Origin of the sequence: Paraeggerthella hominis, from assembly GCF_021044775.1 — a bacterium.
GTDB lineage: Bacteria > Actinomycetota > Coriobacteriia > Coriobacteriales > Eggerthellaceae > Paraeggerthella > Paraeggerthella hominis.
This window is the reverse complement of record NZ_JAJNOQ010000012.1, coordinates 36,883-48,930: the sequence shown is the minus strand read 5'-3', so window position 1 is coordinate 48,930 and position 12,048 is coordinate 36,883. Positions and strand designations below refer to the sequence as shown.

At 64.2% G+C, this 12,048-nt stretch carries 13 protein-coding genes; 3 read left to right on the top strand and 10 right to left on the bottom strand.

The window, feature by feature from the left end; genetic code table 11:
- Positions 1–3: 3 nt before the first annotated feature.
- On the top strand, positions 4–1,536 hold the full coding sequence (locus LQE90_RS11265; protein ID WP_114567436.1) for a DEAD/DEAH box helicase: 1,533 nt from the start codon (positions 4–6) through the stop codon (positions 1,534–1,536).
- Positions 1,537–1,673: 137 nt separating this feature from the next.
- Here the strand turns inward: LQE90_RS11265 and LQE90_RS11260 are convergent, their stop codons facing one another.
- Positions 1,674–2,045: a DUF1667 domain-containing protein gene (locus tag LQE90_RS11260; protein WP_114567437.1), complete on the bottom strand. Its 372-nt coding sequence runs from the start codon at positions 2,043–2,045 to the stop codon at positions 1,674–1,676.
- Positions 2,045–5,008, bottom strand: a complete 2,964-nt coding sequence (locus tag LQE90_RS11255; RefSeq protein WP_216529878.1) for an FAD-dependent oxidoreductase — start codon at positions 5,006–5,008, stop codon at positions 2,045–2,047. Before LQE90_RS11255 ends, LQE90_RS11260 begins: the two co-directional genes overlap by 1 nt.
- A gap of 99 nt (positions 5,009–5,107) precedes the next feature.
- Here LQE90_RS11255 and LQE90_RS11250 point away from each other — a divergent pair, with 99 nt between their 5' ends.
- Positions 5,108–5,458, top strand: a complete 351-nt coding sequence (locus LQE90_RS11250; protein WP_114567439.1) for a NifB/NifX family molybdenum-iron cluster-binding protein — start codon at positions 5,108–5,110, stop codon at positions 5,456–5,458.
- Positions 5,459–5,724: 266 nt separating this feature from the next.
- On the opposite strand, the gene rplT is transcribed toward LQE90_RS11250, so the two are convergent.
- From rplT to infC, 3 genes are read right to left on the bottom strand one after another with little or no spacing between them, the layout of a single operon-like run.
- Positions 5,725–6,078, bottom strand: coding sequence for a 50S ribosomal protein L20 (gene rplT, locus LQE90_RS11245; protein ID WP_114567440.1), 354 nt, complete (start codon positions 6,076–6,078; stop codon positions 5,725–5,727).
- 23 nt (positions 6,079–6,101) lie between these two features.
- On the bottom strand, positions 6,102–6,299 hold the full coding sequence (rpmI, locus tag LQE90_RS11240; protein WP_114567441.1) for a 50S ribosomal protein L35: 198 nt from the start codon (positions 6,297–6,299) through the stop codon (positions 6,102–6,104).
- A complete protein-coding gene (infC, locus tag LQE90_RS11235) occupies positions 6,292–6,882 on the bottom strand; it encodes a translation initiation factor IF-3 (RefSeq protein ID WP_181792600.1) in 591 nt (196 codons plus the stop codon). Before infC ends, rpmI begins: the two co-directional genes overlap by 8 nt.
- Positions 6,883–7,314: 432 nt before the next feature.
- Here infC and LQE90_RS11230 point away from each other — a divergent pair, with 432 nt between their 5' ends.
- A complete protein-coding gene (locus LQE90_RS11230) occupies positions 7,315–7,728 on the top strand; it encodes a YbaN family protein (protein WP_216529877.1) in 414 nt (137 codons plus the stop codon).
- A gap of 90 nt (positions 7,729–7,818) precedes the next feature.
- On the opposite strand, the gene LQE90_RS11225 is transcribed toward LQE90_RS11230, so the two are convergent.
- The 5 genes from LQE90_RS11225 to LQE90_RS11205 all read right to left on the bottom strand — a co-directional run bounded on the left by LQE90_RS11225 (position 7,819) and on the right by LQE90_RS11205 (position 12,025).
- Complete coding sequence (locus tag LQE90_RS11225; RefSeq protein WP_114567444.1) at positions 7,819–8,142, bottom strand: VOC family protein; 324 nt, start codon at positions 8,140–8,142, stop codon at positions 7,819–7,821.
- Positions 8,143–8,176: 34 nt separating this feature from the next.
- Positions 8,177–9,028, bottom strand: coding sequence for a class II fructose-bisphosphate aldolase (locus LQE90_RS11220; RefSeq protein WP_216529876.1), 852 nt, complete (start codon positions 9,026–9,028; stop codon positions 8,177–8,179).
- 8 nt (positions 9,029–9,036) lie between these two features.
- Positions 9,037–10,035 (bottom strand): dihydroxyacetone kinase subunit DhaK, encoded by a 999-nt coding sequence (locus LQE90_RS11215; protein WP_114567446.1) that lies wholly within the window; start codon positions 10,033–10,035, stop codon positions 9,037–9,039.
- 73 nt (positions 10,036–10,108) lie between these two features.
- Positions 10,109–10,738 (bottom strand): DAK2 domain-containing protein, encoded by a 630-nt coding sequence (locus LQE90_RS11210; RefSeq protein ID WP_216529875.1) that lies wholly within the window; start codon positions 10,736–10,738, stop codon positions 10,109–10,111.
- Positions 10,739–10,876: 138 nt separating this feature from the next.
- A complete protein-coding gene (locus LQE90_RS11205; RefSeq protein WP_216529874.1) occupies positions 10,877–12,025 on the bottom strand; it encodes a histone-lysine N-methyltransferase in 1,149 nt (382 codons plus the stop codon).
- Positions 12,026–12,048 lie beyond the last annotated feature (23 nt).

Here is a 12,048-nt window from a genome sequence, read left to right as displayed (position 1 = left end):
ATCATGTTGCAATTCAACGAACTCGGCCTGTCCGACCAGGCCCTTGAAGCCGTCGCGCGCCTGGGCTACGAAGCCCCGACGCCCGTTCAGGAACAGGCCATTCCGCTCGCGCTGGAAGGACGCGACCTCATCGCTGCGGCCAAGACCGGCACCGGCAAGACTGCTGCGTTCTCGCTGCCCTCCCTCGACCGTCTGGAACACGCGAAGGGCGGCCAGGGCCCGCTCATGCTGGTGGTCACGCCCACGCGCGAACTGGCGCAGCAGATCGGCGAGGTGTGCACCGCCATCGCCACCTCCACGCACCATCGCATCCTCACCGTGGTGGGCGGCCTGTCCTACGAGCCTCAGATCAAGAAACTCAAGCACGGCGTCGACGTGCTCATCGCCACGCCCGGACGCCTGGTTGACCTCATGGAACAGCAGGCGGTCCGCCTGGGAGACGTGGAAGTGCTCGTGCTCGACGAAGCCGACCGCATGCTGGACATGGGCTTTTGGCCCGCCATGAGAAAGATCATCGGCGCTACGCCCACGACGCGCCAGACGCTGCTGTTCAGCGCCACCATCGACGCCTCCATCAAGAACAGCGTGGGAAAGCTGCTGCACGACCCCGCTTTCGTAGAGATCGCGCACAAGGGTGAAACGGCCGACACGGTGGATCAGTACGTCATCCACGTGCCGCAAGCCGTGAAGCCGGCGCTGCTCAAAGCCGTGCTCGCCGAGAAAGGCGCCGATCGCGTCATCGTGTTCGCCCGTACCCGCAGCCGCGCTGACGCCACCTGCCGGCGTCTCAAGCGCGCCGGTTACTCGGTCGAGGCCATCCACTCCGACCGCAGCCAAAACCAGCGCCGCCGCGCGCTCGACAACTTCGCCGCCGGAACGACCGGGATCCTCGTGGCCACCGACGTGCTGGCGCGCGGCATCGACGTGGAGGAAGTCGAGTACGTGGTGAACTACGACCTGCCCACTCAGCCCGAGGATTACGTGCACCGCATCGGCCGCACGGGTCGCGCAGGCGCCGCAGGCTACGCGGTGTCCTTCGTCAGCCCCGAAACCGTCGATGCGCTGCGCGACATCGAAAAGCTCATCAAGCGCCCCATTCCGGAAATGCAGCTCGCCTCGTTCGACATGCAGGAGGCCGAGGAAGACGCCGTTGCCAAGGCGCAGCGCGCCGACGCCCGCCGAGACCCGGAGATCAAGCAGGCGGCCAAGGAGCAGGCGGCTCGCGAGCGCAAGAAGGCGAAGGCGCGCGAACAGGCTCAAACGGAATCGACGCCGAACGCCGGCGGGCCGAAGCGCCGCGGCGGCAAGAAGCCAGCAGGAACGCAGGGAGCGCAGCCGAACAGGCAAAACCCCGGACAAGCCAAGTCTCAGCGCGCCGGCGGCAACGCCGCCAAGCCCGCCGGGCGCAGCACGAGCAGCGGGCGTCCGACCCAAAGCGGCTCGCCCAAGCGCACCGGAGCCGACCTGCGCCCGGGACGCGCGCATCGCGCCGACGTTGCCCAGCAGCGCTCCAACGGACGCGGCAAGCGTCGCTAGCCCGCACACCGCACACCGCACACCGCACACCGCACACCGCACACCGCACACCGCACACCGCACACATTGTCGCCCGAAACGCACGGTTTTCCCTTCGATTCCGTACGTTTCGGGCGACAATTCGTTTTACGTCGCCGTTACGGCACGCTTTTCGTGGCGATCACCGCCACGCCGGTACCGCAAGCATCTTCGATCAGCACCGCACCGGCTGAAACAGGCGCCTCCAGTCGCAGCGCGCCAAGCGCGGCCAGAACCTCGGCCATGCGGTCCTTCGGCACCGGTTGCGCGGTCTTCACGCTCACCGGCTCCAGACAACCCGCAACGGGAAGCACCGCGGTCACCATCCGCTCGGGGCTGACGGCCTCCTGCGCCGCGTACTCGGCTCCGCGCTTGCACGTGTGACCGGACACCTCGGCCACGGTTCCATCCTCGGCAAACGACACCTCCACCGGGCACCCCAGCGGGCAGCGAATGCACGTGAACACGGCAACGTCGGTCGCGAACTGCATCAGTCGGCACCTCCCCCGGTCATAGACGGGACAGAAAGCGCTCGATCCCCGTCGCCTGCGCCCTCGACGCGTACCCGCACGCTCTCCCAACGGACAAGCTCAGCCGCGCTCACGGGAATCTGGACCATCTCGGCAGGCACGGCGACCATCGTCTTCGCTCGCTTGACCGTATGCGCGCGCCCGTGCGCATCGACTCCCTCCACGACGAATCGAGGATTGCGAACGGAGCGCGAAACCCGCAGAGAAAGCGCCACGTTGCCGCTCGGGGAACCCGCCGCGTCCACGGCATGGGGAACCACGTAGCGCACGCCCTGAGCGGCCAACACGGGCACCGACGCGCGCCGGCGCTCGCGGCGCGCGTCGACCTCGCCAAGCGCGTAAGCCGCAGCGGAAGCGCCGGCCAAGTCGCCTTCGGCAGACGCATGGTCCGCCAAATCGTGCACGTGCAGCGCGTTTCCGCACGAGAACAAGCCCGCCACGTTGGTTTCCAGCCGGCTGTCCACGCGCGCGCCGCCGGTGACGGCGTCCAGTTCCACGCCGGCCGTCCGAGCCAGCTCGTTTTCGGGAAGCAGCCCCACCGACAAAAGCAGCGTATCGCACGCCACCCGCTGCTCGGTACCGGGAATCACCTGCACGGTATCGGGATCCACGTCCGACACGTACACGGCGCTCAACCGTCCTTCGCCCTCCAAGCGCGTGACCGTGCGGCTCAGGAACAGCGGTATGCCGAAGTCGTCCAGGCATTGGACGACGTTGCGACGAAGCCCCGACGGATGGGGCATGAGCTCGTAGACGCCCGCCACCTCGGCCCCTTGCGAAACCAACCGTCGCGCCATGATGAGCCCGATATCACCGGACCCCAAGATGACCGCGCGTTTTCCCGGCAAGCACCCTTGCAGGTTCATGAAGTTCTGGGCGCTGCCCGCGCTGAACACGCCGGACGGACGCGACCCTGCCACGTTGAGCGCGCCCAAACCCCGCTCGCGCGATCCCGTTGCCAGAACCACGGCCCGGGCACGGACCGCATACGCGCCGCGAGGACCCACCACGTGAACCGAGAACAGCCCGTCAGCTTGCTCCTGGGGCGCATCGATCGACGTAGCCGTAGCGTCTCGCAGCACGCAAACACCGGATGCGTTCGACAAGGCAAGCTGATCGGCCTCGCGCTGGGCGTACTCGGGACCCGTCAGCTCCACGCCGAACCGATGCAGTCCGAATCCGTTGTGCACGCACTGCTTGAGAATGCCGCCCAGCTTTGCCTCGCGGTCGATCAGCACCACGCGAGCGCCGTGCGCCGCCGCCGCGCGCGCCGCCGCAATGCCGGCCGCGCCGCCGCCCACTACGGCGACGTCGCACTCCCGGGCCATAGCGGGCGCACGCTCGACGCTTGCAGCGCTCGCAGCTTCGCTGCCCTCGAAGCCCTGCACGACGCTCGCGTAGTCGGTGCGCGCCGATGCCACCACGGGCGACCCCGGCAGGCGCTTATCCAGGCGATCGGGGGTCACGCCCGTTTCGCGCGCGACGATCTTCGCGATCTCGGGCGAGCAGAACCCGCCGTGGCAACGGCCCATCATGGCGCGCGTGCGCCATTTGAGCGCATCGAGCGACAGAACGGGCAACGGCCCCCGCAGGGCCGCAACCAATTCCGCTTCGGTCACCTGGCAGCATCGGCACACCACATGGCCCCAGCGGGCATCGCGCGCAACCGCTGCGGCGCGCGCGGCTTCGTCCATGTTCGCAAACGCCTTGCAAGCCTCTCTTCGGGCGCGGAACGACTCGTTGACCGGGGCGTCCAGCAGCGCGGCGACCTCGCCTGCGATATGCTCTCCCACGGCAGGCGCCGACGTGAGCCCCGGAGAGTCGAAGCAAGCCACGTTGAAGAACCCCGGGGCATCGTCGGGCTGGCCAATCACGAAGTCGTACCCTTCAGCGTTCGACGCGCGAAGGCCGGCGAAGTTGGTGATAAGGCCGCGGCCGTTCGCCTCCGGCCACGTCTTGCGCGCGGCGTCCAGCACGAACCGCAAGCCTTCGGCCGTCGTCGACGCGTCGGTCTTGTCGGCCTGGTCCACGGCGTTGGGGCCCACCAGCAAGTTGCCGTGCACCGTAGGGGTTACGAGCACGCCCTTCCCCGCCGACGACGGCGCCTGGAACATAGTGCGCGAGAACACGGACCCCTTGTCCGTGTCGTACAGGCAGTACTCGCCCCGTCGCGCCACGATGCGCAGCTTGCGGGCGCTGACCATGTTGTTGATCTCGTCGGAGAACACGCCGGCAGCGTTCACCACCGCGCGCGCCGCCATCGTCAGCCCGCCGGCGGTGCTCACGCGGTACCGATACGGAGCAGCGCTTCGGCGCACCTGCCCGCGCCGCTCGGCAACGCGCTCCGCCGCTGCTTGCTCCTCAGCGGTCAAGCGATCGAGGCCCGTCACGCTCTGCTCGAACAGAAAGGCAGCGCCATGCAGAGCCGCCTGCTCGGCAGCGAACAGCGCCACCTCGTAGGGATCGCATATAGCGCCCGTTTCGGCAAGCAGGCCGCCGCGAACCTGCGACGAGACGGAGGGCTCGAGCGCCCGCACGGCAGCCGCATCGAGCTCGCGCACCCCTTCGATGCCGTTTCGGGCAGCCCGCTCGACCAGCTGACGCACCGCGGCCAGCTCCTCGTCGGAGAACGCGAGCACCATCGACCCGTTCCGACGATACGAAAATCCCAATTCATCGGCCCAGCGGGAGAACAGTTGCGAGCCCCGTGCATTGAACCGCGCCTTGAGCGTACCGGGAGCAGGATCGTAGCCGGCATGCACGATCCCCGAATTCGCGCGCGTTGCACCGCACGCCACATCGTTTCCCGCTTCGAGAACCGTGACGTGAACCCGCCAGCGAGCAAGCTCGCGCGCCACGCAAGCGCCCGCCACGCCCGCACCGATAATCGCAACGTCCGTTGTGAGAAAAGATTCAGTATCCATGTCGTTCAGCTTACTATTTATCCCCGTTGGGCGAAAGAGCGAACTTGGCTTGCGCGAATAACGGTATCGTAGGCGCAACGAATCGAAGAAAGGAACGAGATGCGCATAGCCGTGGCTAGCGAAGGCCTGAAGGTATCTCCCGTGTTCGGGAAGTGTGCCAGCTTCACCTGCTACAGAATCGAGCGCGGCGTCATCGTTGAATGTCAGAACATGCCGAACCCACTCTTTCCCCCGAACCGTCTTGCCTCCCTTCTGCACGAGCTTGACGTCCGGGTGCTCATAACCGGAACGATCGAGCGCGAAGCCGCGGAAGCGCTGCGCGCCGTCGACATCGAAGTGGTGCCCAACAGGGGCGGTACCGCGCGCCATGCGGCCGAAGTCTACCTGGCGCGCACCTTGATCGGCTCGGACGAAAGCGATGAAGAGGAACTTGACGTCGTAGAGGCGTAAACCGCGCAAGGCGACCGCAAGGGTCGGCCCCGTTGCAGCTTCGCACCCCGTCTTAGGCATGCTGTTCGACACGGGAACGGAAAGACCCGCACGGTTTCCCTTTATCCTCGAAACGAACGAAAGGCCCCGCTCCGGGGCCTTTCGTTCGTGCAGGGCGCAAGCGCACCTCATCGGTTGCGGCGCTAGAACACAAGAAGCCCCCGAACGATCGGGGGCTTCTCAGCATTAAGCCGTTGCGCCGACCGGTAGGTCGGCGCAACTAAAAGCTACAGGGCCTTCTTGGCAACCTCGACCACAGCGGCAAACGCCTCGGGATCGTTGATGGCCATATCGGAAAGCACCTTGCGGTCCAGCTGCACGCCAGCCTTCTTGAGGCCGTTCATCAGCACCGAGTAGCTCAGGCCGTTCAGGCGAGCGGCCGCGTTGATGCGGGTGATCCACAGACGACGGATCTCGCGCTTCTTGTTGCGACGGTCGCGGTACATGTATTGCAGCGAATGCTGCACCTGTTCCTTCGCGGCACGATAAGAACGGGACTTTGCACCGTAATAGCCCTTGGCACGATTAAGGACGGTACGACGCTTCTTATGGGCGCTGACTGCGCGCTTAACACGAGGCATGTTGTATCACTGCTCCTTTTAGACTAGCGAAGGCCGAGATTACGCGCGATAACCTTGTTATCGGCCTTGGCCACTTCGGTCTCATGACGGAAATTACGCTTACGCTTCTGGCTCTTCTTCGTCATGATGTGGCTCTTGAAAGCCTTGGAGCGCATGATCTTGCCGGAGCCGGTAACGCGGAAACGCTTCGCGGTGCCGCGATGGGTCTTCATCTTAGGCATTGCCTTCGTCCTTCCCTTCTTCTTTCTTCTCGTTCTCTTTCTTTTTCTTCGCCAACGTCGCTGCAGGCAACGGGGCGATGAGCATGTGCATGTTGCGGCCTTCCATCTTAGGCTGGGTCTCGATGACCGCTACGTCCTTCAGATCGTCGGCCAGCCGCTCCAGGATGGTGAGGCCCTGCTCCGGGTGCGCCATTTCGCGGCCGCGGAACATGATAGTGATCTTGACCTTGTTGCCGCCGTCGAGGAAGCGCAGAACGTGCTTCTTCTTCGTGGTGTAGTCGCCCACGTCGATCTTCGGGCGGAACTTCATTTCCTTGGTCTCGATCTTGCTCTGGTTCTTGCGAGCCTGCTTCGCCTTGATGGCCTGGTCGTACTTGAACTTGCCGTAATCCATGATGCGGCACACGGGCGGGTCGGCGTTCGGGGCGATCTCGACCAGGTCAAGGCCCTCGTTATCGGCGATTCGCTGGGCCTCAGATGTGACGTAAATACCCATCTGCGTCCCGTCGAACCCGATCAACCGGCACTCGCGCACGTTGATTTGTTCGTTGAGCCGAGGCTCCTGAGCAGCTATCGCGCTCACCTCCCTTTCTAGCGCGCTTTTGCGCGTCAATAAAAAACCCGCAGCTCCGAGAGCTTGCGGGTTTCGCTTTTCGATCAGGCTGTGAAGCCGAATATTCGAGCGACCCGTCAGCTGCCGAAGCGCCGAAACAGGTGGAGGGTTTCCCCTCGCTTGTGTAAACAGCTTGTATATAATAGCACAGCGCAAACCAAATACAATATGCGGCTTGCAACTTTTTTTGCGTCTCCCCTTCTTCGTTTGGGACGACGCATTTCCCAGAACCTGGCCGACCGACAGAATAAGAGAAGCGCCCGAAAAACACCAGGAGATTCATAGAGGTTATGGACCCCTGGGGTAAAACCCCGTATGCGGCGCACGTCATGTTTGCTATACTCGCGGCACCGAATAAGCCTCCCGCCCTTTGGCGAGCACATCGTTCGACGGAAGGAACCCATGAGCCGCTTGACCCGAATCCTCATGCTCGCCGGAGCCTGGATCGCCTGCATCCTGGGTTGCGTCGGCGTGTTCATCCCCGTGCTTCCCACCACGCCCCTGCTTCTACTGGCCACGTTCCTGTTCGCCAAGTCCTCTCCGCGCTGCCATGCGTGGATCGTTTCGACGAGGGTCTACAAATCCTATGTTGCGGCGTTCAAGGAAGCCGGCGGCATACCGGCCGCAACCAAGGTCCGCATCCTCACGGTATCGTTCGTCGTTATGGGCGCGAGCGCGCTTCTGGTTCAAAAGCCCCTCGTCTGGGGCATCTTGGGGTGCGTGGCGGCATTTCTGGTCTACCTCATGTTCGTGCGCATTCCCACCATATCGCTGGAAAGCGTGCAAACCGTCCGTCAGGCCGAAGAAGCCGAATAGCGAACCGCGCTCGGGCAGCGCGCTCCTTTTCGCGCCCCTCTCCAAAAAAGAAAAGCCCGGTCTTCGCTGCTGCGAGGACCGGGCTCGACGCTAGTTCTTATCTTCGTACAGCTCGATGACGGCGCCGTCCATCTCGACAAACGCAAGGCGAACCCCCGGACCCGCATCCATAGGCCCGCAGATAGCACGATCGGCCTGCTCGACGTAGCGGTCCAGATCGTCCACCGCGTAAGCAACGTGCCAGCGACGGTGCAGCTCTTCGGGGAAAGGCGTGCCCTCCTCGAACTTCAGGTACTCGATCTTCATGTCGTAATCGTCCACGTTGGACACCCAGAACTTCATGTCCTCGTTGTAGGTCATGTTCGGCTTCTTCTCCGTGATGGGAATGCCGATGTGCATATAGGTTGCAGTCATCCTGGTTTCCTCTCGTCTCGGGTCGTTCGCAGCGTCAGGCCGACGGAGCCATGGAGAACATGTCCATGGCGGCCTCGGCATCGGCTTGCATGGCCTTCGTTGCCGCATTGGCCAATGCATGGAAGTACTTGGGGTGCGATTCGGCGATGAGCGCCTCCACGGCACGCACGCCCGCATTGCTCATGTAGCTGAAATAGTTGATCTTGCGAATGCCGGCCGCAATGGCCGCGCGCGTGTCCTCGCGCGAAAGCCCGCTGCCGCCGTGCATGACAAGCGGGACGCCGCAGACGCGCTTGAGCTCGGCTATGCGATCGAGGTCAAGCTGCGGATCAGCCTGGTAGAAGCCGTGCACGGTGCCTACGCTGGCAGCCAGCGCATCGATGCCCGTATCGGCCACGAAGCGGGCGGCCTGCGCAGGATCGGTGTACACGTTCTCGCGGTCGTCGTCGGCGTCTTCAAGCCCTTCGTGGCCCGTGGTGAACCCGATCTCGGCCTCTACGTCGGCCCCGTACCGGCGCGCCAGCTCCACCGCCGCCCGCGTGAGCGCGACGTTTTCCTGGTACGGCAGCTGCGATCCATCGATCATGATGGCAGAAAATCCCAGATCGAGCGCACGTTTCACATAGTCGAGGTCTTCGCCGTGATCAAGCATGACGCACACGGGCACCCGCGCGGCCTTGGCGCGCGCAACCATAACGGGCCCGATCACGTCGATGGACGTCTCGTGCTCGTGCAGTTGAGCGTGCTGGATGATGACCGGCTCGTTGCGGGCCTCGGCAGCCGAGATGGCCGCCAGCAAAAGCTCGAGGTTCGGCGTGTCGAACGCCGCCGCCGCGCAACCGCGCTCCTCCGCCCAATCAAGGACGGCACTCATGGAAGTGAGCATACCGGCCCCTACTTCTTGAGGTACGGCGTGTTGCAGGGGGCGTTCCATAGACGCAGCAGCTCGTCGTCCATGCGGGCCATGAACATCTGGAAGCCGGCCTGCTCCTGAACGGTCAGCATCTCGCCGACGAAGTTCGCGACCACCTCGATATCCTGCTTCGCCAGCTCCTTGACCGCGGCGCGGTACACGATAAGCTGCTCCATGAGCGTCGTAGCGCCCGAGCCGTTGATGATCAGCATGACGCGCTCGCCCGGCTTGATGCCGATGTCGTTTACCAGCGCGTTCACCATGATGGCCGCGGTTTCGTCGGCGGACTTCATCGGCTGACGGCCGCCGCCTTCCTCGCCGTGCTGGCCCATGCCGATTTCCATCTCGTCGTCCTCGAGCTCGGCAAGCAGCGTTCCCGTCTGAGGATGGGTGGCACCGCGCACGGCCACCGCCAGCGTGGCCATGTTGTCGGCGAAGCGCTGCGCGACGGCGGCCACCTCTTCCAAGCTCATGCCCTCGGCGGCTGCGGCTCCTGCGATCTTGTACGTGGGGATGCATCCCACCAGGCCGCGGCGATCGTCGCCGTTTTCGCGCGGGGCGTTGGCGATGTCTTCCTGCGTGACCACCTTCACCACGTTCAAGCCCTGCTTCTTGCACTGCTTCATGGTCATGTTGCCCGTCAGCATGTCGCCCGCATGGTTGAGCACGATGTAGAGCACGCCCTTGCCCTTGTCGGCCAGCTTGATGGCGTCGACGCACGCCTGCGGGCCGGGCGCGGCGAAGATGTCGCCCACCACGTCGATGTCGACCATGCCCTCGCCCACGAAGCCCTCGATAGCCGGCTCGTGTCCGCTTCCGCCCTGCGTGACGATGGTCACGCGGTCGGCTTCGGCCAGCTTCTTGTTGATAACCATGTTATCCTCGCCCAGTTCGAGGATGTCGGAATTGGCCAAGGCCAGGCCTTCGAGCAGTTCCGCGGTAAGATCCTCGGGGTCGTTGATGAACTTCTTCATGCTCATAGTGCTCCTCCTTGCAAGATGGACGATGGAAAAGAAAGGCCCGCTGCGCTCGGCAGCAGGCCCGATTCCTGAATCAGTGCGACACGCCCCCGGCGAGACCGCGCAAGAACAACGAAGTTGAGACGGCGCCCGCGTCGGGCGTGCCGATAGTCTGATCACCGTAACTGCGCGCGCGACCGAATTTGGAAGCGAAGCCCTCGCTCGCCTTCGCGCCGGCCTCGGCCGCCTCGGCCGCCGCAGCGAACACCGCAGCCGGATCGTCCGAAGCGCACGTCTGCGACGCCTCGACCGCAGGAATGAGCGCGTCCATCATGGTCTTGTCCCCCACCTGGGCATTCGTGATATCCTGCATCTCGGCCAAGCAGCCGGCGAACATCCGGCGCGCCGCATCCGCATCGATAGCGCTCTCGTCGTCGGCAAGATGGACGCCCAAGCCGCCGATCATCGTGCCGTAAAGCGGGCCGGCCGATCCCCCGCGCACCGCCATGGCGGCCATGCCCAGATCATCGAGGAAGTCTTTGATCGACTGGTCGGGATCCCACCCCGCAACCTGCTCTTGGACGAGCTTGGCTATCTTGGTGATGGTGATGCCGTGATCCCCGTCGCCGAATTTGGAATCGATGTCGCTTAGCACCTCGGCGTTCTCCAGCAGCAAGCGGGCGCTTTCGTCCAGCATGCGCCCAAACGCGTCGCGATCGATCATAGGACCCCTTTCCCGATGAAAGTCGATTGCCCTAACTCTAACGGTAAGCGTAGACGAAATCAATGAGAGAACGAGAAACGCCGCCTCGAAGCGGCGGCGTTTTCGCAGAGTCCGTCCCTGTCGTCGCAGGGCGAGTTCTTACGCGTTGACGTACACGTAGATGATGCGGATGGTGTCGGCCAAGTTGCCCGAGGTGTTCGCCGTCGAGTAGTTGTACAGAAGAACGCTCGACCACTGATGGGGCGCGCCGCCGAACTCCACGGTGCCCGAGAAGGAGCACGTTTCCTTCACGAGCGTCGTGCCGTCGCTGGCGTACTCGGAGTACGTCGACTTGTCGGACGGCAGCTCCACGGAACCCTCCGGCACGCTCACGCCGGCCTCCTGCAGCGTTTTCTCTACAATGTGCTCGTTTTTCACAGCATCGACGAAGCTCAGCGAGCCGTAGCCAAGCGATGCGGTGGCCGCCGAGTAGCCGGCTTGAATGACCTTGCCCTCTTCGTTCAGGCCCAGGTACACCGTAGGCGTGCCCGAACGCGTATCGGCAGGCTCGTCGGTAAGCGCCACCGTTACGTTGGTCTTGACGGGGTTGCCCTCCTCGTTGACCTCCTTGGAGCTGGTTTCGGTCGCGCCGCGCTTGAGCGCCGTCACGGCCTCGTCCTTCGTCATGCCAAGCAGCGACGTGAGCGAGGGGACCTGCGTCTTCTTCGCCACGGTGGTGCTGGCGTCCTTGGTTTCGCTCTGGCTTTGCTGCATAGCGCCGACTTCCTGGGCGCTTTGCTGCTCTTGAGCTTGCTGAGCGGCCACCAGCCTGCTCTCTTCGAACCACTGCCACACGAAAAAGCACAGCGCGCCCATGAGCAGGATCAGCAGGATGACAATGGCGATGAGAATCTTGCGCATGCGACGGGACTTGCGCTGATGGGGCGGAACGAAGGGCTTCTCCTTCTTGCCGTGCTTGCCCTTGGCCGGTTCGGGCTGGACCGCAACGGGATCGTCCCCGAACAGCAAGGGAGGCGCCTCCACGGGCTCAAGGCTCTCGAAGGCGTCGGGGTATTCGTCGGCGTTGTCCCCGCGGTAGCTGAAGCCGCCTGCGTGGGCGCCGTCAGCCACGGGAGCGAACGCCTCGGTCAGGCCGATTCGCCCCTCTTCGTCAGAGCGGTCCTCTGTAGGATCGACCGCCGCGCTCACCGGGGAGAACGCCTCGGTCAGGCCGATCCGCTCATCGGAGGCGAAATCGTCTTTGTGGCTCGAAGTGCCGTTGGGTTCGTTTGCAGCGTGTTTGGGCATCGAAGCACCTTCCTACTGGGCGC

What these genes read in the sequence shown, in the direction of transcription:
- LQE90_RS11205 (WP_216529874.1), bottom strand. Translation starts at nt 12,025, where the DNA reads ATGCCCAAACACGCTGCAAACGAACCCAACGGCACTTCGAGCCACAAA.
- LQE90_RS11260 (WP_114567437.1), bottom strand. Translation starts at nt 2,045, where the DNA reads ATGCAGTTCGCGACCGACGTTGCCGTGTTCACGTGCATTCGCTGCCCG.
- LQE90_RS11230 (WP_216529877.1), top strand. Translation starts at nt 7,315, where the DNA reads ATGAGCCGCTTGACCCGAATCCTCATGCTCGCCGGAGCCTGGATCGCC.
- LQE90_RS11225 (WP_114567444.1), bottom strand. Translation starts at nt 8,142, where the DNA reads ATGACTGCAACCTATATGCACATCGGCATTCCCATCACGGAGAAGAAG.
- LQE90_RS11265 (WP_114567436.1), top strand. Translation starts at nt 4, where the DNA reads ATGTTGCAATTCAACGAACTCGGCCTGTCCGACCAGGCCCTTGAAGCC.
- LQE90_RS11250 (WP_114567439.1), top strand. Translation starts at nt 5,108, where the DNA reads ATGCGCATAGCCGTGGCTAGCGAAGGCCTGAAGGTATCTCCCGTGTTC.
- rplT (WP_114567440.1), bottom strand. Translation starts at nt 6,078, where the DNA reads ATGCCTCGTGTTAAGCGCGCAGTCAGCGCCCATAAGAAGCGTCGTACC.
- LQE90_RS11220 (WP_216529876.1), bottom strand. Translation starts at nt 9,028, where the DNA reads ATGCTCACTTCCATGAGTGCCGTCCTTGATTGGGCGGAGGAGCGCGGT.
- LQE90_RS11215 (WP_114567446.1), bottom strand. Translation starts at nt 10,035, where the DNA reads ATGAGCATGAAGAAGTTCATCAACGACCCCGAGGATCTTACCGCGGAA.
- LQE90_RS11255 (WP_216529878.1), bottom strand. Translation starts at nt 5,008, where the DNA reads ATGGATACTGAATCTTTTCTCACAACGGACGTTGCGATTATCGGTGCG.
- rpmI (WP_114567441.1), bottom strand. Translation starts at nt 6,299, where the DNA reads ATGCCTAAGATGAAGACCCATCGCGGCACCGCGAAGCGTTTCCGCGTT.
- LQE90_RS11210 (WP_216529875.1), bottom strand. Translation starts at nt 10,738, where the DNA reads ATGATCGATCGCGACGCGTTTGGGCGCATGCTGGACGAAAGCGCCCGC.